This window comes from Labilibacter marinus (assembly GCF_001659685.2).
Taxonomy (GTDB): Bacteria; Bacteroidota; Bacteroidia; order Bacteroidales; family Marinilabiliaceae; genus Saccharicrinis; species Saccharicrinis marinus.
Genome location: NZ_LXYE02000038.1, coordinates 107178 through 129335, shown reverse-complemented (window position 1 = coordinate 129335; position 22158 = coordinate 107178). Strand labels below are relative to the sequence as shown.

The following is a 22158-nucleotide window of genomic DNA, read 5'->3' as shown; positions in this document are numbered from 1 at the left end:
CACACTTCTTTATTAAGAAGTAACTTTAATGCCCAACTGCTCTAACTCCCCAGCATTCACAGTTGGGGTTTCTTTATTCAAGATTTTTTTCAGTACCATTTTACCTACTAATTCAGCTTCTTTTTTGTTGGCAAAACGTTGGTTGCCAATAATGGCTGGTACATAATCCTGATGTATGCATATTTTATCGTTAACAATAATATCGTATCCCCAGTATCCTTGTTCAAAGAAGGTTTGCATATAAACTTTCTTACGGCTGTTATGCGTACAAGCAAAACAAGCTGCTATCAACAGGATATATGAAAGGTGTTTAATCTTTGTTTTCATATTCTTCACTAGGGTTCAGTTTCCAAACATCATCAAAAGAGTAGCTACCATTTCCTCCCGTAGCAACGTATCCTATGTTGTTTAGGCTAAAACCAACAGCCCCTGAGCGAGCAGTTCCTTCAAAATCAGTTTTGCGTGTCCATCTATCTGTAGCTGGCTCGTACTCCCAGGTTTCTTGGTTATTGGCTCCATTAATGCCAGTAGCTACATAGGCTTTTCCGTCCATCACAAAAGTAACTCCCTTGTATCTGGCAATGGTATAGTCGTCGTCGTAACTATCATCTTCATAATCTGAAATGCGACCTAATTCGATCCATTTATCTTCTGCTGTATCGTATTTGTACATATCATCTAAATATGCACCGTTATTTAATCCAGTTAACACATAGGCTTCTCCATTGAGTACAAAATTCATGGCATCTCTACGTTTAGAACCGCCCATACTTGTTATTTGCGTCCAGCTATCGGCATCAACATCGTAACTCCAAAAGTCCTTTAAATAGTTATTGTCGTAACCCGTTCCCATATAACCTTTGCCATCTACATAAAAGGCTGTGGCGCTATAACGTGCCGTGCCAGGAAAATCATTTTTCTGCATCCAGGCATTATCTATAGGGTCGTATTCATACATATCCTTCAGTTTGTTATCACCATCGTAGCCTGTTCCTACATAACCCTTAGTGCTCGAGCTAAAAGCTATGGCTCCGTTTCGTCCTAATCCAGGAAGACTGGCTACCTGCTTCCAAAAATCCTTCTCGGCATCATATACCCAAAAATCCGTTAATCGCTCCTTGTTATCAATATCGTAACCTGTTCCTATATAGGCTTTATTATCTATGGTAAAACAAACACCTTCAGTACGTGGTATACCATCAAAATCGGCCATTCTAACCCAGTTTCCTAAATAATCTTCATCATCATCGCTGCTACATCCGGTAAAGGATAAACTTGTTATAAATAATGCGAGGGTAATTATTAGTGAATATTTTGTCATTTCCTTACAAATATTTTGTGTTTATTGTTTTGTTACGATACAAACATACGTCATCAACATGGCTTGCGAAGCAGGCCTTAGATAGCGGGTAAATATTTATCGACGAATAGGAATATTTCTTCTACCAACCTGATATAAGTGTTTTTCTATCTGCGTTACGAATTGTGGATTTTCTGATTAAGTAGTTGATGTATAGATGTTAGCATTGTTTTATTAATCGGATTGATCATCGTTAAATAATGATGTCGATGAAAAGACGCTTTTCGTCGATAAATAAATTGTATTGGAATTAGATATAGCTATTTATATTACTAGCATTACTTTTTTTGCATTAAAATATAATAAAATGCAAAGAGTAATAATTATACTAATAATAGCACTGGCTCTGGTTAATGAAGCTTGCAACGATCAAAGTCTGGATGAATTAAAAATGGGAGAAGAGTATATCGATGATGAATCGGGTATTCTGTTAATTGATACTTTTTCTTTGGCATTAAGCACGGTGCTTATTGATTCCATATCAACTTCTGCCAGTTCTTCACTTGTAATAGGACAATATAATAATACCGTGTTTGGCAAAATTGGTGTTGAACCGGTATATAGTTTAGATGTACCTTTTAGATACGATTTTGAGGAGGAAGATGTGTTTGATTCCATTACCATAAGTATTGATTACAATGGCTACACATTAGGTGATACGACATCATTACAGACGATAAATGTAATGGAATTGGATACTGATTTAGATGATTTTGAATCGTATTTATATAATACTACTAGAGTTAAAACAAAAGAGGAAGCGCTAGGGCAGATAAGCTTTTATCCAAAACCTACTAGAAGGGAATTGCTAGAAATGCGCCTAAATGATGATTTTGGACAACGCATATTTGATTTGTTTATAAACGAAGAAGATGAAATTGCGAATGCCACTGCTTTTAACGAATACTTTAAGGGTATTGTATTGCAAAATGAGCTCAGTCATTCTTTATTGGGGCTGGGTTTAAATGATAGTTCGTTGTGTGTGAATATGTATTACCATCGTGTGGATGGTGAAAAACAAGAGCTTAAGGCGGAGTTTGAAATGCGCCGAGAGTACGAGTATTTTAGTCAGGTTAAATACGATAGAAGCCAAACCTTGTTTGCACCGCTTGTAATTCAGGAAGAGGATATTTCATCCCTTCAAACCAATGATATTACACTTTTACAAGGCATGAGTGGCTTGCTTACCAAGGTGCGATTTCCAGGGCTTGCTAAGGTATTTCAGCTAGTAAAACTCGACCAGATTATTAAGGTTGAACTCATTTTGGTTCCCACGCAAGAAGCCGAAGATATTAATAGTTTACCACTTCAATTACTGGCTTATGAATCGAATAAGGTGAATAAAATAAATGACCTTGTTGATGATGGCAGTGGCAATGCTATTCCACTGTTACTGTACCCTGCATCTGATAATTTTGAGAGTCATCCATATTATTCCATGGATATTACATCTTACATTATTAGCAACCTAGTGACAGGATATTTTGAACCTGATAATGCCATTTTAGTTGGATTACCTTCAGAATATCTTCAAAACACAGCAGCCACGGTCATGTTTGGTGGGGAGCAGAATACCACCTATCAGCCTAAGTTAAAAATATACACTTACTATTATTAAACCGTACTTACATGCAATTTAAAATTAGATATTCACTCATTATAATTGGTCTATTAAGTTTTATAATAGAAGGGCTACAAGCTCAGAATGGAGCAGCTTCGGCATATACATCGTTTGGTGTGGGGCGAATAGAAAGTGGGGCTACCATTCAATACGAGGCCATGGGCGGAACAGGAATTGCTTTGCCATCGGAGTACTCCATTAATACATTAAATCCAGCTTCATTGGCAGGGCTAAAATCGGAAGGTATTATATTTGATTTAGGTTTGCGAACCAGCTTTACCGAATATTCCCATGATACCGAATCGGGAAGTGCCTTTACAGGAGGTTTAAATAATTTAACCTTGGCCTTTAAACCAGGAGAAAAATGGGTGACCTCATTTAATGTGTCGCAGTTTTCGTCGTTGGCTTATAAAATAAACTCAGAGACTTATATTGATGGTTCTACAACGCTTATAGATAAGAATTATGAAGGAAGCGGTGGGTTAAGTGAGGTGTCGGTGTCCAATGCTTACGCGGTAAATAGCAATCTATCCTTGGGTTTAACGTTATCCTATGTATTCGGAAAATTAAATAAACAAGAAAGCTATTCTTCATCGGTCATTGGTGGTGATTTAACGGTAGATTACGGCGACTTTTTGCAGCAAATGACTGTTGGTGCTGGTATCCAATATAAGCTTCCGCTTAAAAAGAGCAATTTGCTATTTGGGGCAACATATAACCCTGCTGTAAATTTCAATACCGAGCGCGAAGTACAAACATCCAGTAGCAGTGGGGCTGGTATTATTGAAGAAATGGAGGAGGATGATTATAAAATTCCCGCCAACCTAGGAGGAGGCGTAGCTTGGATGAATAATCATGGCATTAAAATAGCTTTAGATTATCGCTATCAGAGTTGGAGTAATATAAATTATAGCAGCCCTATAGCCGAATATAAGGACAGCCATAAATTCAATGGAGGAGTGGAATATAGAAGAAGAAAAAGTCGCAAGTTAAACCCCTACTTATGGCGCTTAGGCGGATATTATGAGGATTCGTACATTCAAGTAAAAGGAAAAACCATTATGGATAGAGGCATCACTGCTGGGGTAGGAATACCTTTGCGAGGTCAAAGCTCGTACTTAAACGTGAGCTTTAATTATGGTAGTCGAGGAACCAATAACAATGCGTTGATTACAGAAAATTACTACGGTATTAGCGTCAGTATGTCGATGGTAGAATCGTGGTTTAAAAAACGAACTTTCGATTAATGGGATGCGTTTATTGGCGCTTCTAACAAGCCATTAATTAGATAGGAGTAGTGCTTTATGATTTATTCCATAGGTGAAACTGGTTTAAAACCATGCCTGTACTTGCTTAAAGCTTGTTTGCATAAACGCTGAAGTAAAGTATATAAGCATTTTGTTGGTTTAATGTACGGGTATGTTGGTTTAACTGACAATTAGTTCGGTTTAACTGACGGGTTGTCTGGTTTAATATGCGGGTGAGATGGTTTACATGACGGGTTGTTTGGTTTGCATGACGGGTTGACTGGTTTTGATTGTAATGCCCTAAAATCGCTTTGTGTCGTTAAAATCAAAAAATTATATCAAGAACCAAGAAATTCCTAATACCTTCCTTTCCAAAGGCGTTTTAAGCGTTCCAAAATCTTATTTTCCTGAGCATTATTTTGTGGGGTATATAAGCGTTTGTTCTTAACCTCTTTGGGCATAAATTCTTGCTCTACAAAGTTCTCAGGGTAATCGTGTGAGTACTTATATTCTTCGCCATAACCCAACTCTTTCATTAGCTTGGTAGGAGCATTACGAAGGTGTAAAGGCACTGGTAAGTTACCTGTTTGTTTTACCAATGCCTGCGCGTTTTTAATAGCCATATACGAAGCATTACTTTTGGGGCTGGTTGCTAAATAAATAGTGGTTTGCGAAAGTATAATTCTACCCTCGGGCCAACCCACCATTTTAACCGCTTCAAAACACTGATTGGCCAATAATAAGGCGTTAGGATTAGCCATACCAATATCTTCAGAAGCAGAGATAACTAGTCTACGTGCTATAAATTTAGGATCTTCGCCACCTTCCACCATCCGAGCCAGCCAATAAACAGCAGCATCGGGGTCGCTGCCTCTAATAGACTTAATAAAAGCCGAGATGATATCATAATGCATCTCTCCATTTTTATCGTATGCAGCTGGGTTTGATTGCAAACACTTGGTTACATTATCGTTGGTAATAGTTACCTTTTCACCCTCGTTGGCATTTATCACCAATTCAAGTATGTTTAGTAATTTACGCGCATCACCACCCGAAAAACGAAATAAAGCTTCTTCTTCCTTCAGGTCAATGGTCTTTTTCTTCAGAATCTCGTCTGTAGTGGTTGCTTTCTTTACCAGCTCTCGTAAATCTGCTACTTCAAGCGATTTAAGTACATACACCTGGCATCGCGAAAGCAAAGGCGAAATGACTTCAAAAGAAGGATTTTCGGTAGTTGCACCAATTAAAGTAACTACACCTTGTTCCACGGCTCCCAATAAAGAATCTTGCTGAGATTTACTAAAACGATGAATCTCATCAATAAACAAAATGGGATTGGGACTATTGAAAAACTTAGTTTTTTTAGCCTTCTCAATCACCTCTCGCACATCTTTAACGCCAGAATTAATAGCAGAAAGGATATAAAAAGGACGATTAAGCTGTTGCGATATTATCTTTGCTAAAGTAGTTTTTCCAACCCCTGGAGGTCCCCATAATATAATAGAAGATATTACCCCTGAATCAATCATTTTACGAAGTACAGCATCTTTACCAACCAAGTGGTGCTGTCCTATGTATTGATCTAGCGCTGTAGGGCGTTGTCTTTCTGCTAATGGGGGATAACCGTTCATATTTGTTTAATTAGTGAGGCAAAATTAATAATCTTGCGTTAATCGCGAGATGAAATGTTGATTTAATATTCTATGCACTTTGGTTAATTCCTTACTTTTAATTTATCAGAGTGAGTATTAAAATAAGATCACAATTTTTTGCTGATACAACTACCTGTAAAATAACGATGAACCGAAACTGACATTTGTTGTTTTATAATACCAAACTAAAGCTTACTATTGCATGGTTCATTTTTATAATGACAGTGGGATAGTGGCGTAAAAAGATAGGTGATGAAGGGAGTGTTTATATTATTTACAGCAGCATTATTTTTTATGAGTTCAGAAGCAAAAAACAAAGAAGTAGCCACATTAGGAGCAGGATGCTTTTGGTGTGTTGAAGCTATATACGACCAATTAGAAGGAGTTATTTCTGTAGAATCAGGTTACTCGGGAGGACAGACAGATAAGCCAACGTATAAGGAAGTGTGTGAAGGAACAACTGGGCATGCAGAAGTGTGTCAGATTACTTTTGACCCTGAGGTGATTTCTTTTGGAGAAATTCTTGCCGTATTTTGGTCGGTTCACGACCCAACAACTTTAAATCGTCAAGGTGCTGATGTCGGTACCCAATATCGTTCGGTAGTTTATTATCATAACCAAGAGCAAAAAAGAATTGCCGAAGCACAGATTAAGTTGGTTGGCGATGAAAAACTATACGAAGATCCTATTGTAACTGAAGTAACGGCTTTTGATAAGTTTTACCAAGCAGAAGATTACCATCAGGAATATTTTGCTAATAATCCAGAAAATCAATACTGCCGAATGGTGGTTGGACCAAAAGTAGAGAAGTTTGAAAAGCTATTTAAAGATCAATTAAAGAAATAGAAGAAGCAATTTGTTTCAGTAATAAATGAGGTCGTTTGAAATTATCAAACGGCCTTTTTTTGTCCTTTATCTAAAATATTTTAATGTAGATAAGGTTGTTATATTTGTTGTAAACCAGATGTTTATTGTTTATTTATATGTTTGGTCTGAAACTTTTTTAAAATAAAATCACATTTTCTTAAAATATAATCTCTTGTTATTCGACTTAATAAGTAGATACAGTAATTATGACAACAGAAAAACAAAATATTGGAGAAACCTTTCATCAGGAACAGAATCGCTTAACAAACTATGTTAAGGGAAGAATCGGTTCTGTAGAGGATGCGGAGGATATTGTTCAAGATGTTTTTATGAGTTTAGTGGGAGGGTTTGATGATATATCGGATTTGCGCAAAACCATCTCTTGGTTATACTCAGTTGCTAAAAATAAAATTGTTGATTTTCGCAGAAAAAAGCGCCCTTATTCATTAGAAGAAAATAAAACGAATGAAGAAGGAGAGAGCTTAAATATAAGTGATTTGTTGCCGTCGTTAGAATCGATGCCTGATGAGCAAATGATGCTAGATATGGTTTGGGAAGAGATACAGGAACGATTAAATGAATTGCCTCAGGAACAGCGAGAAGTTTTTGAATGGCACGAATTAGAGGGCAATAGCTTTCAGCAGATATCTGAATTTATGGGGACGCCTGTAAACACGCTCATCAGCAGAAAGCGTTATGCAGTATTGTACTTGCGAGAACACTTAGAAGAATTATTTAATCAGATGAATGAATAACTGCGAGGCGGTTATAAATAAGAGTTATAAAACAGATTGTGTCTGAAGCTAGAGAATGTTGCAGATTAAGGCACAGTCATAAATTTTAGAAAAGATGAAAAAGTATTCAAGAATAAAAATGATAGGGAAGATGGTTGCATTTGGAGTATTAGCTGGAACAGCTTTTACATTTGCATTGATGTTATTGTGGAATTGGTTAATGCCAGCAATTTTTGGATTAACAGTGATTACCTTTTGGCAGGCACTAGGTTTACTGGCTTTATCTAAAATATTATTTGGCAAAGGACAAAGACCAAGCTGGCAAAATAGAGAAAAATCTAAGATGCATAAAGAGCAATTTATGAATCGTTTTAAAAGGTCGCGATGCAATGATGTTGTTGAACCATCAAAAGGGATGAGTTATGAAGAAAAATAAAGTAATCATATCGACACCGGTGCATGTAAACTTTAATGCTTGCGATGGATGCGGAGTTTGTGTTGATGTTTGTTCAATGAATGTTTTTGAAATCAAGGAGATAAGTAAAGAAGCGATGAATGATTTGTCTTTTATGGGTAAAATAAGGTGAAAATTAAAGGACATCAAAAATCTAATGTTATTAATGCAGCTGCTTGCATTGGATGTGTTAAATGTGTAAGCAATTGCCACGAGCGAGCCATTTTTGTAAAAGACATTAAACAAAGGGCATAGGCGTAAGGGTGTAATCGAAGAAAGTAAAAGGTTTAAACTGGATTAAAAGTATTCTGCTCGTAATGCTGTTTGTGGTAAGTGCGATTACTTCGTTTATTCCTTGGTGGCTTTTTATATTATAAAAAATGTGAACGTGCTATTTTTATTTTATGCTATATTCGGATTTTAATATTAGGTGTTTATGTAGGAGAAAACCAAACTTTTCTTGAACAAAAGAAATACCTAATGGTTTTTAAGGTATTATATTGTAACAAGAAGAGTTTGATGCTGCATGGTTAAAAGTATAACGCTTAGTGTCAAACTTATAAAAAAATGAATAATGAAATCAATCACAAAGATTCTAGGCACATTAATGTTAACCTTGGCTTTATTTAGCCTGTCGAATAATGCCAAAGCACATTGCGAAATTCCGTGTGGTATTTATGGCGATTCTACGCGTGTAACTTTAATGTATGAGCACATAGCAACTATTGAAAAATCGATCAATCAAATTGTAAAACTATCCGAAGGTGAAGTTAAAGACCATAATCAACTGGTGAGATGGGTTATCAATAAAGAAGAACATGCTACCAAAATTCAGGAAATCGCTAGTCAATATTTTATGCACCAACGCATTAAAGTAAAGGACTCATCTGATCCCGAAGGATATGCGGTTTATATTAAGCAACTTACATTAATGCATAAAATTCAGGTTTATGCCATGAAGGCAAAACAAGCAACCGACTTAAAGTATATTAAATTACTTCGAGAAACGCTTCATGACTTTGAACATGCATATTTTGGAGGGCATTAAAATATAAATTGGTCAATCATTTTTGTATGATATAAAATCATCAGGAAATCGGTCAGAACCATGAATGCATAAATCCATCAAGCAAAGCTTAAATGCTTTTGTTTGGTGGATTTTTTTATGCTAATTGTTATATATCGTATAAATAGAGATTGAATAATAAGCCGTATTTTTCATATATAACAAGGATAAAATTAAATGATCAGGCAACTATTGTTTCTAACAACTGATTTTAGAATAAATATCAAAGAATAAAATTATTATTTAATAATGCTTTGTGTTTTAGTAATGTATCTATGGTTGGGCGGAGGTATTAATTTATGAGATACGCAATATTAATATCAAATTAATGCATCTAATATAATATTGTGAGCAATATTAAATAAACCATCTCGCTTTGATGGACGAGTATTGACCTAAAAGTTAAATTTATAATCAAATGAAGAAAATCTTATTTATTGCATTTTGTCTATTTGTAGCAACAACAACAGATGCAAAAAAAATTAAAGTGTTAATCGTTGACGGACAAAATAACCATGCGGTATGGCCAAAGTCAACTATTATGATGAAACAGTACCTGGAAGAAACAGGTATGTTTAAAGTGGATGTATATAGAAGTAAATACACTTGGAAAGCAGGTAGAGAAAAGGATTTTTTACCCATGGCTAAAGCGGGTGAGTCGGAAGATTTAAAAGAGCCTAAACATGATCCAGACTTTGCTCCCAAATTTAAAAAATACGATGTTGTAATCTCTAATTTTGGATGGAAAGCAGCAGACTGGTCAGAAAGTACACAAAAAGCGCTAGAAGACTATATGGAAGCTGGAGGAGGTTTTGTTTCGGTACATGCTGCCGATAACTCTTTTCCTGATTGGAAAGCATACAATCAAATGATTGGCCTTGGAGGCTGGGGTGGAAGAAATGAAAAAGATGGCCCCTATGTGTATTATAATAACGAAGGTGAACTAATTCACGACCATTCTGCAGGTAGTTGTGGTGCACACGGACCCAAACATATGTTTCCAATAACGGTACGAGTTACCGATCACCCTATAACAGAAGGCATGCCAAAAGTATGGCTGACGGCTAAAGATGAATGTTATGCAAAACTTCGTGGTCCTGCAGAAAATATGATTGTTTTAGCTACAGGAAAAGATCAGAATGCCAATGCTCCAACCGATCGTCACGAGCCAATATTAATGGTTTTAGATTATGGCAAAGGGCGTATATTTCATACTACCTTAGGTCATGACGATTACTCTTTTGAAGGAGTTGGCTTTATTGTTTCTTTTTTACGTGGTACCGAATGGGCTGCTACGGGAAAAGTAACCCAAGCAATGCCAGCGGATTTTCCATCAGCAGAAACGGGTAAAAGCAGAGCTTTTAAATTAAATCAAGAGTATCTAAAATAAATATTGAAAATATAATTCGTTATCAATAGAAGAGTAAAATATTGTATTCTTCGTGCTGATAATTAAATAATCCTAATTAAATAATGAAAAAAAATCTTACAACAATTTTAGTAGCTGTATTCGTATTACTAAGTAGTTCAAGTATAGCTCAAAAGCAAACGCCTAAAAAATATCCGTCTAAAAAGACAAAATCTAAAGAATGGACCGATTTATTGGATAAAGAATTATCTCATTGGGAAGTATGGACTGGTGTTCCGCATAAATCAGTTAAAAATTTACCTGCCGATTATAAAAAGGATGCAAATGGAGAAAATACAGCACCCATTGGACTAGGTGATCCCTTAGGCATGTATAAAGTAACTGAAGATAAGAATGGTGAATTAGTTTTGAATATTTCTGGTAAAGTATATGCTGGGTTAACTTCTTTAAAAACTTACTCTAATTACCATATGACATTACTTTTTAAGTGGGGCGAAAAAAAGTACGAGCCACGTTTAGATAAATTAAGAGACAACGGTTTACTTTACCATTGTTATGGCGAACACGGTGCGTTTTGGGATGTTTGGAAATCATGTTTAGAATCACAAATTCAGGAAGGTGATTTTGGAGATTTATTTACTTTAGCTGGAACTAGTGCTCAAGTAAGAGTAAATGAGAATGGCCGTTTTGATGCCAATTCTGAAGTAATTAAGAAAAAAGCAAAAAGAGGCATTGATGCTGAAAGTCCTCATGGCGAATGGACGCGTGTTGACCTATACGTAATAGGCGATAAGGCAATCCATGTAACTAACGGAGTGGTTTCTTTAGCCTTAACAGATGCTAAAGACGATAAAGGGAATGCTTTAACTGAAGGTCAAATTCAAATTCAGTCGGAGGGAGCAGAAGCTTACGCTAAAGATATATGTATCCGACCAATCACTAAGTTTCCTAAAAAGATATTAAAAGCAGCTAACCTTTAATATACGGTAATGATTAAAAACTTAATTAAAGTATGCTGTTTCGGAATGTTGTTGCTTTTTATGGGGGCATGTACCAATAATAACGAGCTTAAATTTACACCCTTGTTTAATGGTGAAAATTGGGATGGTTGGTATTTTAAATTACGGAATGGTGATGAAGCTTTAGCTAAAAAAGTATTCAGTATTGAAGATGGAATGGTTCATGTTTATAATGATCAATTTCCCGATACGATTGACTTAGATGGCGAAAATGATACCCACGGTTTGTTTTATACCCATAAAAAGTATCGTAGGTTTATATTACGATTTGAATATAAATGGGGGGCCAAAATTGCCAATAATTTTAAGCATTGGCATTATGACGCAGGATGTTATTATCATGTGGTAGATGATAAAATATGGCCTGTAGGGTTGGAGTATCAAATAAGGTACAACCATAAAGCCAACAAAAACCATAGTGGCGATTATTGGGCCTCTGTACCTTTAGATTGGTACGCTCAAAAAGATAGTTCGGTATTTTTACATCCTAACGAAGGAGGTTTGCTGATAGAAAACAAAAAAGGTGAGGTGCTAGCCAAACCAACGAATAACTATCATGCTTTAGATGGACAATGGAACAAATGCGAAGTAATTGTAATGGAGGATAAGTATTCTATACAGAAACTTAATGGTGAAATTGTAAACATTGCCACTAACCTAAAGTTGAAAGGTGGTAAAATTGGTTTCCAGTCAGAAACAGCTGAAGTATATTATAGAAATATTGAGATTGCTGAATTTGAAGAGCTAGTTCCTATGGAGGAATTTATTCAATAAGATATAGTATCATTTTGTACAAGGAGGTCACAGTTTACTGTGGCCTTTTTTTGTGCCTAAATCTAAATGTCAGGCATATAGGAATGTGTATTTTAGAACTAAAAATGTACTATTAGGGCACCCATATTTTACGAATGTATGATTTTTGACTTTGAATTTAATAAGTCAATATTCTGTATTGTATTATCCTTAAATTGGAGTTGTAACTCTTTAAGTGTAGTAATGGGTTTAGAGCATTATTTTAATATTATTGAGTAGGGTAAGTCTATTTATTCTTTTCATCTAAATTTGATATGAGGGGGTAAAATTATACAAGTTGAGTCAAGAATAATTAGCAGGATTCTGCACCCTCTATCTTCCAATTTATGTATGTACATCAAATTTGCTTGTACAGCCTGATCCACAATTCTGCATAAAATTAACCACTGAGTAATACGAGAAAACGATAACATTGTTTCGAATACAAAATTCAAAATAGTATCGTGTAAAAACAATCTATTCAAAAGTAAGACAAGTAATTATATAATACAGGTATTTTTTTAAGATGCTGTGCAAACGATTGTATAAATAAAACGAAATCTAAATAAATCTATTACTCATTAAATCTTACAATTCGTATGAAAACTAAATTTACAGGTCGCGGAATGAAAATAGGGCTTACAAGTATACTCTGCTTGTTGCTTAGTTTCAGTCTGATGGCACAAGAAACAAAACAAATTTCGGGTGTTGTAACCGATACCCAAGGTAATTTATTGCCTGGCGTAACCGTGGTGGTTAAAGGAACCTCTAATGGTTTAATTACAGGTATCGATGGTGATTATACTATTAATGCCCCAGCCAACAGCGTACTTCAATACTCATTTATTGGTATGATATCGCAAGAAATTACAGTTACCGATCAAACTAAAATTGACATTACGCTGCAAGGCGATATGATTGGTTTAGAGGAAGTGGTAGCTGTGGGTTATGGTACTCAACGTAAAGCGGATTTAACTGGTGCCGTTTCTTCGTTGGAAGGTGAGGAATTAGTAAAAGCAGCTACTCCTAACTTAGCCAATAGTTTAGGTGGTAAAATAAGTGGTGTAACAGCTATGAATAGAAGCAGTAAACCAGGAGCGGAGGATGTAGACTTTTTAATTCGTGGTCAGAGTACTTTTGGAAATAACTCTCCACTGGTATTAGTCGATGGAGTTGAGCGTAGTATGAGTCGTATCAACCCACAGGATGTGGAAAGTATGGTGGTGTTGAAAGATGCCGCTTCTGCAGCCATTTATGGAGTAAAAGGTGCAAATGGTGTAATTTTAATTACTACCAAAAGAGCGAAGGAAGGAAAAGCTGAAATTAGCTACTCGTATAACTTAGGTATTCAAAGTCCTATGTTTTTGCCAGATCGAATGAATTCAGTGGAATATGCTACTCATTTGAATAGAGCAATGATGAATAGTGATCAAGATCCTTTGTACAGTGACGAAGATATTGAGAAGTTAAGAACTGAAGGCCCAAACACCAATTGGTGGGATGAAACCATGGATAAAAGTGCACCAATTCATACCCATAATATTGTGGTTTCTAATGGTAATGAAAAAATTAAAACCAGAACTTCATTTGAAATATTAGATCAAAAAGGGTTGTATGATGAGTCTAATTATAAACGTTATAATTTTCGTTCAAATTTAGATACTAAGATTACTGAATCTTTAAAAATGAATTTGAATATATCTTATCGTTTAGAGGATAGAAATGAAGCCCCAGAAGAAAGTGGTATGTTTCAGAGCACTACGGTAAGTCATCCTGATGAGCCAGCTTATATTGAGATTGATGGTAAGCAGGAGCTACATTGGAATGGTTTTAATAATACGCCCATTGGGGAATCTAAGAGTGGTAGCGATAATCGCAGATATGGGACTTTTGAAAGTTCGATTGGACTACAATATGATGCTAAATTCTTGCCTGGATTAACAGCTAAATACACCTTTTCTTTTGACAGAACAAATCATCAGAGAAAGACTTTTAGAACACCTTATACTTTTTATACAGGACCAGATCCGATAGAAGATAAAAAAACATCCATTGCATCTATTGATTTAACCCATTTAATGAGAGAATGGACTAACAAAACGGGTAATCTAGTTATCGATTATAATAAAAAAGCAGGAGATCATTCTTTTGGAGCAACCTTTGTATTTGAACACAGGGATTATTATAACGAATGGATTGAGGCTTATAGAGATGGATTTATCTCTGATGCTATTGATCAAATATTTGCAGGATCATCCGCACGTTGGGCCAATGATGGAAAAGCTAACGAAAATGCTCGTGTAGGTTATGCAGGACGTTTGAACTACAACTATAAAGATAAGTACTTATTACAAGCGAATGTTCGCTACGATAAATCATTTAACTTCCCTAAAGATAATGCAGGTGGTTATTTTCCAGCATTTTCTGGAGCTTGGAGATTATCTAACGAAGGCTTTTTACAAGATGTGTCTTGGTTATCTAACTTAAAATTACGTGTAGGTTATGGTATTTATGGAAACGATCGTATTGCTGCTTTCCAATATCTATCAACATTTGGGTTTAGTAGTACTAGAGGAAATCCATCGGGAACTATTTATGGTGGAGACTTTTATCAAGGAATTCAGCCAAGTAATATTCCTAATCCTAATGTAACATGGGAAACGGCCAAAAATTTAAATATAGGTGTAGATTTTGGTTTGTTTAATAATAAAATTTCTGGAGATTTTGAAGTGTATAAAAAACGTACAGAAGACCTTTTATTACCTCCAGCAAATATTCCTGTTGAGGTTGGTTCTGGAGTAGCTCATACCAATGCTGGTATTACAGAGAATACAGGTTTTGATTCTAATCTACGCTACAAAAACACCTTTGGTAGCTTAAAAATGAATATTACAGGTACCATTACTTATGCCAAAAGTAAAATTATTGAAATGACTGAAGCGGCTAATGTACCTGATGGTTTAAAGAAGACCGGCCGTCCTTTTGGTTCGCGTTATGGCTTAATAAGTCTAGGTAAATTTGTGGATGATACAGATATTTCAAATTCTCCAGATCATGCTAGTTATTTTGGATCAGCAAAACCTGGTGATATAAAGTACAAGGATATTTCGGGCCCCGATGGAACGCCTGATGATGTAATTGATGGATATGATCGTACCTACATAGGTAAAGGTGGTATGCCAGAGTGGGATTTTGGTTTAAACTTATTTTTTGGATATAAAGGCTTTGAATTAACTGCATTCTTTAATGGTAAAACAGGTTATACACATAGATATATGCCAGCGCCATTTGTAAATTCAGGAAATGGTCTACAAGCTTTTACTGATTCTTGGACTCCAGATAATCCGAACTCTTGGTTACCACGTACTTCTTTAGGATGGGATGAAATTAATGATGCACAATCAGACTATTGGTTAACTGATGGTTGGTTTGTAAAGTTAAGAACAGCAGAATTTGCTTATAACGTACCTCAAGTTAATGTGATGGATAAATTAGGGGTAAAAGCATTAAGGGTTTATGTGTCAGGAAGCAACTTGTTTTCTGTAAGTAATATTGACCTATGGGATCCTGAATCAGCTGATTTAGGTACGCACCCAATGTATTATATGCCAATGAGAACTTATAATTGTGGTGTACAAGTTACCTTCTAGTCATTACATTATAGCAGAATAACGCAATTGAAAGTAAAATTTTAAAAAATGAAACTAGTCGTTAATCAGTATTTTAATACTAGAACAAGGATAAAAGACAAGTTTCATTCAAAGCATCTGAATTTTATAAATAGTAACGAAATGAAAAAAATAAATATCATAATAGTTTGTTTCATGGCCTTAATAGCTTTTAACAGCTGTGAGGATTACCTTGAAAGACAACCACTGGATAAAGTTTCCAGTGCGGCAGTATTTGAAGATGTCGGATATATTCAAGCTACCTTGATGGATATCTATAGTTTTATGCCCAATGGATTTGGTTGGGAGAGCACAGGACACAAAGCCCGTGGTTATGGACGACGTAGCTTTTTAGATTGTACTACAGATCTTATCGCGAATAAAAGTGGATATGTAGAAGGGTGGAAGTATGTAAATCAAGGGCAAAGTCCAACCAATGGACAACAGTTCAGTAACTATAGCGAAAATTATCAAGTAATTTTTAGATGTAATACTTTATTAGAGGGGGTGGCTACATCTAGCTTAAAAAATGACGAATATGTAAAGTTAATGCTTGCAGAGGTTCGTTTCTTAAGAGCATTCTATTATTTTGATTTGGTGCGTCGTTATGGTCGAGTGCCATTTATTACTGAAGTATCTAACACGGATGATATAGAATCTACTTATGAGCCTAGAGAAGACACGGATGTTATTTATGACTTTATTTACTCCGAGTTTAATGAAGTAGCTCCTTTAATTCCTTTAGCAAAAGATTTAAAAACAGTTGGGTCTGATGTTGGACGTATTTCTCGCGAAGCTATTTGGGGTTTTAATGGAAGAGCGATGTTGCACGCTAAGCGTTATGCACAATCGGCTGCAGAATCTAAAAAAGTATTGGATGCAGTAGCTGATGGTACTTCGGACAGAAAATTAGCTGAGGATTACGAAAAACTATTTATCTCAAAAGGAGGAAATGAGGAAGTACTATTTGAAATCATCTTTAACGGAAACGAAAAAGGTGGTACGGTTGATAACTTCTCTCGTCCTCCAAGTGATAGAGGTTCTTGGGGTGGACAGCACAACCCAACAGAGGATTTAGTGCGTGCCTACGAAATGGCCGATGGATCTGAAGCTACAGTTATTAATGGTTATGATCCAAATAATCCATATACTAATCGTGATCCTCGTTTATCTCAAACAGTACTACATCATGGATCTATGTTTTATGGCAAAACAATGGATTTTGCATGGGTTCTGGAAGGGGATACTTGGACATCTAAACCTAAAGATGATGATTTAAAAGCTCAAGTGAATGGTAATGCGGCTCATGCACAAGGATTGGCTACCATTACGGGATATTACTTAAGAAAGTTTATGGATGAAAGCGCCCCTGTTGGTGATTTTGGTATGTCGGAACAAAGTTGGATAGTATTGCGTTTGGCAGAGGTTATGTTGAACTATGCAGAAGCTCAAAACGAAGTAGCAGGACCTGATGCTTCGGTATATCAAGCAATTAATGATGTTCGTGAGCGTTCGAGCATGCCAGCCGTAGAGGTAAATTACCCTGGATTAGATAAGGAGGGAATGTTTGAGCGTATTAAACATGAGCGTAAAGTAGAATTATGCTTTGAAGGTCAACGTTTTTGGGATATTCGCCGTTGGGAAATTGGAATGGAGATTTGTAATGGTACAATTCCTGAAGATGCTGCCGATCCTTCAAAAGGAGGTCGTATGATGTGTTGTTACCCTTTACGTCAGGCCGATGGGTCAGTATTGTATTGTACGCCAGAAACGATTGATGATGTATTAAAACCTGGAGAAAAAATATGGAAAGATCCTGTAACCAGCCGTAATCCGTATATCTGGCAAGACAGAAATTACTTAATGCCAATTCCTCAAAATGCGATCGATAAAAACCCTTCATTAGAAGGGGATCAGAATCCTGGATATGGTGGTTAATTTAAATGTGTAATTATAGGCTAAAATAGGCTTTAGCTCAATACTTTTGTATTGCGGAAAGGTTGTCTCAATAAATGGAGGCAACCTTTTTTGATGAAAATGAGTTTTTAATCACTCGTCATTGTAATTTGTATTCCTTATTTTTGATCGTTTATCGATCTTTTTATAATTATATTTTATAGTGAAAACTCTCTTCTTCAACTCCATATTACTTTTTCTACAATGTGTTTTTTTACAGGCGCAGGAGTCAAAGTTATTGCCTACGTATAATTATAATATTTCCAATGGTTTAGCACACAATGGTGTCACCTCTATCATGGAAGATTCTAAAGGTTATATTTGGATTGGCACCTATGATGGAATCAATAAATATGATGGTTATAGCTTTGTAACTTACAAAAATAGCTACGATAACGAAATATTAAAAAGCAACCGTGTTAGAACCCTTTGTGAAGATCATCGAGGTAATATTTGGGTAGGAACAGATAATGGAATATCTCTTTACCACTACCAAACGGACAAGTTTATTGATATGGATAGTGGGGTAAGTCAAAAGTCCTCAAAGAATATAATTGTACGTTCTATCTATGAAAATAAAAATAAGAACCTGATAATTTGTAGTACCGAAGGTGATGGAATTATCACCTTTTCGAAAAATTATCAATTTCAACAACAGATTATTCCACAAGAGCAGGATCCACGAAATAAAATCACTGTATATAATTGTATCGAATTGGATTCTTTAAACTTTGTTTTCTGCACTTCAAGAGGAATTAGTTTATACAATATTCAACATCAGACATTTAAAAGTGTACTTGAGCAAGATACGAGAGGTAATTCCAACATTCGGTTAATTTCGGATAGCATAATAGCCATACCGCTTAGATCTGGGGTCAGCTATATGAAGTACTCTTTAGTCAATAATGATTTTTCTTTTAAAATATTACCAAATCAAATAACTCAGCATCAATATAATTGTATTAATGTGGATGCAAAAAGAAATTTATGGCTAGGTACCAGCTTTAATGGCATTCGAAAAATAAACAATGTACCTAAACTATTAAATCACGAAGCGGTTGAAACGGCTGTGTTTAAAGGAGAATCAGGCTTACTAAGGATAAGTAGCATTTATTGTTCAGAAACATCGGGTTGTTGGGTAGGTACCTTTAATAAAGGTATTTATCGCTTTTCAAACAATGGTAATGTTTTTAAAACGATAGATCATGTTGTAAATACTCCCAATGGATTGCAATCAAACAGTATTTCAAATATTCATCCATTAGATGATAAGAGAGTTATTTTAAGTGCTAATAGAGGAGGGGTAGCTATATTTAATACAGAGTCTCATCAATATGAACCCTTACCTTTAAAATTGTCTGAAAAGGAGCGTAAAAGTTTTGCTATTTTTTATATAGATTCAAAAAAGCACATATGGTATAGAGCAAATGAGGATGCTGGTTTAGCTAGAATGACAAGCAACGGTAAACGACATAGTATCGATTTTCAGCGCTTCCCTGAGCTGAAAACCTTGCGTCCTAGAATATTTGTAGAAGATAAATACAGCAATATTTGGATTGGAGAGGAGAAAGATGTGTACAAATTAAGTATGGGTAATAATGGTGAAATAGAGAGAGTTGAAAGTCTAAATAGTCATATGCTTTTTAATGATAAACCCATAGATCAGGTTCGAGCATTGTATTTAGATCCTCAATATAATTACATATGGGTTGGTACAGGTTCCAACGGTTTGGTAAGAATCGAACCACAAGAAGATAGATCGGTTGAACATTTAAATATCCACCAGTTTTTAAGAGTTAAGAATAAACTCAACTCTATTTCTAGTAATTTTGTGAGTGCCATTGTTCGCACTCCCAATGGCGAATTATGGATTGGTACTGAAGGTGGTGGCATTTGTAAAGTAGTAAACTCTAATAGTTCACCCGAATTTATTCCATTTACAGAGAAGCAAGGTTTATCTAATAATGTTATTAAATCTATTCAGTATGATGATGAATATAGCCTTTGGATAGCCACTAATATTGGATTGAATAAGTTTAATACCAAAGATTATCAGTTCAGGAATTTTAAAAAGGAAGATGGATTACCTTTTGAGGATTTTTGGTATATAAATACAAAGCTGAAGAATGGTAATTTTGTATTTTCGGGCGTTGAAGGTTTCTGCTATTTTTCGCCATTGAATATAAGTGCCCAAGAATCATTGCCAAAATTAGAACTCGAAAATTTTAGCATCTTCAATGAAGAAATAGCGCCAGGAGATACCCTAAATAATAGGGTTTTATTGAAGAACCGATTAAATGATACCAACGAAATTATATTAGCTCATAATGAAAATAGTATATCATTTATGGCTAATGTACTACATTTTTCTGCTCCCGAAAATCATTATTTACAATATCAATTATTACCCATTAACGAACAATGGATAAAAGTTTCGTCGGATCAAAGAAGTATTTCATACAATGATTTAAATCCAGGGAATTATCAATTTAGAGTTAAAGCTTCCAACTCATTAAATGAATGGACGCAGATTAAGGAATTAAACATCGTAGTTAAGCCGCCTTTCTGGAAAACAATTCCTGCAATGTTAATATACCTTTTGTGCATTCTTGCGATTATTTATATAGTAATTAAGGTAATTACAAGAATACAGAAGCTTCAACATAAGTTAGAATTGGAACATCTTGAATATGATAAAGTAAAAGAGGTAAATGCAGCTAAATTGCGTTTCTTTTCTAATATTTCACACGAAATTAAAACACCTATTACTTTAATATCTGGGCCCATTAATATCTTGAGCGATCGCTTTAAAGGAATTGCAGACGTAATGGGACAGCTTAGAATAGTTCAACGACAATCTAAAAAGATATCTCAACTGATTGATCAGGTTCATGATTTTCAGCGTTCGGATGCTAATATGTTAGAAATGCACTATGCTCAGTTTAATTTCAAGGATTATTTATTTGAGTTAATTGAAGATTTCCATTTTTTAGCAAAGAATGATAAAAAGCAATTAACGTTAGTGGGAACAGAGCAAGATGTGTATGTTTCTGCCGATAAGGATAAAGTAGGTAAAATCATCAATAACCTACTGAATAATGCCTTTAAGTATACGCAGGAAGGTGATGGTATAACCATTGAATTAAATATAGTTAAAAATGGATTGTTCTTAATAGTTAAAGACACGGGTAGGGGTATAGAAAAGAGTGATTTACCATATGTATTTGATCGCTTCTATCAGTCAAAAAATAAACATGCAGAGTATACTGGCGGCTCAGGTATAGGTTTAGCCTTTTCATTACGTTTAGCTAAAATGCATTATGGAGATATTAAAGTTGAAAGCGTTGTCAATAAGGGATCTTCATTTATTCTTCAATTACCTATTGTGGTTAAGATAAGCAATGAGCAACAGGAAGAAGTTAAAACTAATGCTTTAGTCAAGGAATCGGATAATCAAAGGAATGATGTTTTATCGGATAAGATGGATGTTTCTAAAATTAAGGTCGATCCAGCATTATCTAACGCAACTCTATTTTATGCCGAAGATAATACCGAAATGCGACAGTTTGTAGAAGGCGTGTTGTCACAGTTTTTTGAGATTAAGTCATTTGTTAATGGCATGGATTGTTTGAGCGCTATGGAAAAAGAGTGGCCCGATTTATTAGTTAGTGATATTCTGATGCCCGAGTTAAATGGTTTTGATCTGTGTAAAGCCATTAAAACCGATATAAAAACGAGCCATATACCTGTGCTGCTGTTAACGGCGTGCACCTCTATTGAAGACGAAATTAAAGGTTTAGAGTTTGGGGCAGATGCATACGTAAAAAAACCTTTTAATATTCAGTATCTTATCTCAACTTGTGAAGCCCTTTTACGATCGCGTAAGCAATTACGAGAACGATTTAAGAATAATTTACCGTTGGATTTATCTAATTTAGATGAAGAGGAAAATGCACATAACAAAGCTTTTTTAGAGAAGTTTTACGAGCTAATTGAAAAAAATCTAGATAATTCAGATATTGATTTAGCCACCTTTGCCAAAGAGTTATATCTCAATAGAACACACTTCTTTCAGAAGGTTAAAGCGATAACCAGTCACACACCGTACGAATTAATAAAAAGCTACAGAATTAAAAAAGCAGCTGAATTATTAGTTGATAAACGACTGCCAGTAAATGATGTTTTTTTAATGACAGGTTTTAAAAGTCGTGCTCACTTTAATAAGCTTTTTAAAGAAGTGTATGAGCTGCCTCCTGGAAAATATGCTAGCCAAATGAGAAATAAATAGAACTAAATTCTCAAAACAACTTAATTATTGGGTACATTAATGCACTAGAATGTAAAACAAATTAA

16 protein-coding genes are annotated in these 22158 nt (G+C 35.2%); 13 read left to right on the top strand and 3 right to left on the bottom strand.

Annotation, left to right across the window (positions count from 1 at the left end):
• Positions 1-12: 12 nt before the first annotated feature.
• Together A8L32_RS16115 and A8L32_RS16110 are read right to left on the bottom strand one after the other, a co-directional pair.
• The gene (locus tag A8L32_RS16115) at positions 13-327 is read right to left on the bottom strand and encodes a DUF4907 domain-containing protein (RefSeq protein ID WP_066631891.1); all 315 of its coding nucleotides are present in this window, start codon (positions 325-327) and stop codon (positions 13-15) included.
• On the bottom strand, positions 311-1321 hold the full coding sequence (locus tag A8L32_RS16110) for a Kelch repeat-containing protein (RefSeq protein WP_066631889.1): 1011 nt from the start codon (positions 1319-1321) through the stop codon (positions 311-313). The genes A8L32_RS16115 and A8L32_RS16110 overlap by 17 nt, the downstream gene beginning before the upstream one ends.
• 346 nt (positions 1322-1667) lie before the next feature.
• Here A8L32_RS16110 and A8L32_RS16105 point away from each other — a divergent pair, with 346 nt between their 5' ends.
• Positions 1668-2978: a DUF4270 family protein gene (locus tag A8L32_RS16105; RefSeq protein ID WP_143525139.1), complete on the top strand. Its 1311-nt coding sequence runs from the start codon at positions 1668-1670 to the stop codon at positions 2976-2978.
• Positions 2979-2989: 11 nt separating this feature from the next.
• Positions 2990-4228 (top strand): OmpP1/FadL family transporter, encoded by a 1239-nt coding sequence (locus A8L32_RS16100; protein ID WP_066631884.1) that lies wholly within the window; start codon positions 2990-2992, stop codon positions 4226-4228.
• A gap of 356 nt (positions 4229-4584) precedes the next feature.
• On the opposite strand, the gene A8L32_RS16095 is transcribed toward A8L32_RS16100, so the two are convergent.
• Entirely contained in the window at positions 4585-5859 is a 1275-nt protein-coding gene (locus tag A8L32_RS16095; RefSeq protein ID WP_066631882.1) for a replication-associated recombination protein A, read from the bottom strand.
• Positions 5860-6132: 273 nt separating this feature from the next.
• Between A8L32_RS16095 and msrA the strand changes: the two genes are divergently transcribed.
• The 11 genes from msrA to A8L32_RS16040 all read left to right on the top strand — a co-directional run bounded on the left by msrA (position 6133) and on the right by A8L32_RS16040 (position 22093).
• Entirely contained in the window at positions 6133-6726 is a 594-nt protein-coding gene (msrA, locus tag A8L32_RS16090) for a peptide-methionine (S)-S-oxide reductase MsrA (protein WP_066631881.1), read from the top strand.
• A gap of 227 nt (positions 6727-6953) precedes the next feature.
• Positions 6954-7502 carry an RNA polymerase sigma factor gene (locus A8L32_RS16085; protein ID WP_066631880.1) on the top strand — a complete coding sequence of 183 codons (549 nt, stop codon included), beginning with the start codon at positions 6954-6956 and terminating at the stop codon, positions 7500-7502.
• A 94-nt stretch (positions 7503-7596) separates the two neighbouring features.
• Entirely contained in the window at positions 7597-7917 is a 321-nt protein-coding gene (locus tag A8L32_RS16080; RefSeq protein ID WP_066631878.1) for a hypothetical protein, read from the top strand.
• Positions 7904-8068 (top strand): 4Fe-4S dicluster domain-containing protein, encoded by a 165-nt coding sequence (locus A8L32_RS23860; protein ID WP_198931798.1) that lies wholly within the window; start codon positions 7904-7906, stop codon positions 8066-8068. The genes A8L32_RS16080 and A8L32_RS23860 overlap by 14 nt, the downstream gene beginning before the upstream one ends.
• A 441-nt stretch (positions 8069-8509) precedes the next feature.
• The gene (locus tag A8L32_RS16070) at positions 8510-8983 is read left to right on the top strand and encodes a superoxide dismutase [Ni] (RefSeq protein WP_066631876.1); all 474 of its coding nucleotides are present in this window, start codon (positions 8510-8512) and stop codon (positions 8981-8983) included.
• Positions 8984-9419: 436 nt separating this feature from the next.
• Positions 9420-10391, top strand: coding sequence for a ThuA domain-containing protein (locus A8L32_RS16065; RefSeq protein WP_066631874.1), 972 nt, complete (start codon positions 9420-9422; stop codon positions 10389-10391).
• An 83-nt stretch (positions 10392-10474) separates the two neighbouring features.
• On the top strand, positions 10475-11350 hold the full coding sequence (locus A8L32_RS16060) for a 3-keto-disaccharide hydrolase (protein ID WP_083631376.1): 876 nt from the start codon (positions 10475-10477) through the stop codon (positions 11348-11350).
• Positions 11351-11359: 9 nt separating this feature from the next.
• Positions 11360-12163, top strand: coding sequence for a 3-keto-disaccharide hydrolase (locus tag A8L32_RS16055; RefSeq protein ID WP_083631375.1), 804 nt, complete (start codon positions 11360-11362; stop codon positions 12161-12163).
• A gap of 617 nt (positions 12164-12780) precedes the next feature.
• Complete coding sequence (locus A8L32_RS16050; protein WP_075590974.1) at positions 12781-15831, top strand: SusC/RagA family TonB-linked outer membrane protein; 3051 nt, start codon at positions 12781-12783, stop codon at positions 15829-15831.
• 141 nt (positions 15832-15972) lie between these two features.
• On the top strand, positions 15973-17787 hold the full coding sequence (locus A8L32_RS16045) for a RagB/SusD family nutrient uptake outer membrane protein (protein ID WP_158027256.1): 1815 nt from the start codon (positions 15973-15975) through the stop codon (positions 17785-17787).
• A 181-nt stretch (positions 17788-17968) separates the two neighbouring features.
• On the top strand, positions 17969-22093 hold the full coding sequence (locus A8L32_RS16040; RefSeq protein ID WP_143525138.1) for a hybrid sensor histidine kinase/response regulator transcription factor: 4125 nt from the start codon (positions 17969-17971) through the stop codon (positions 22091-22093).
• Positions 22094-22158 lie beyond the last annotated feature (65 nt).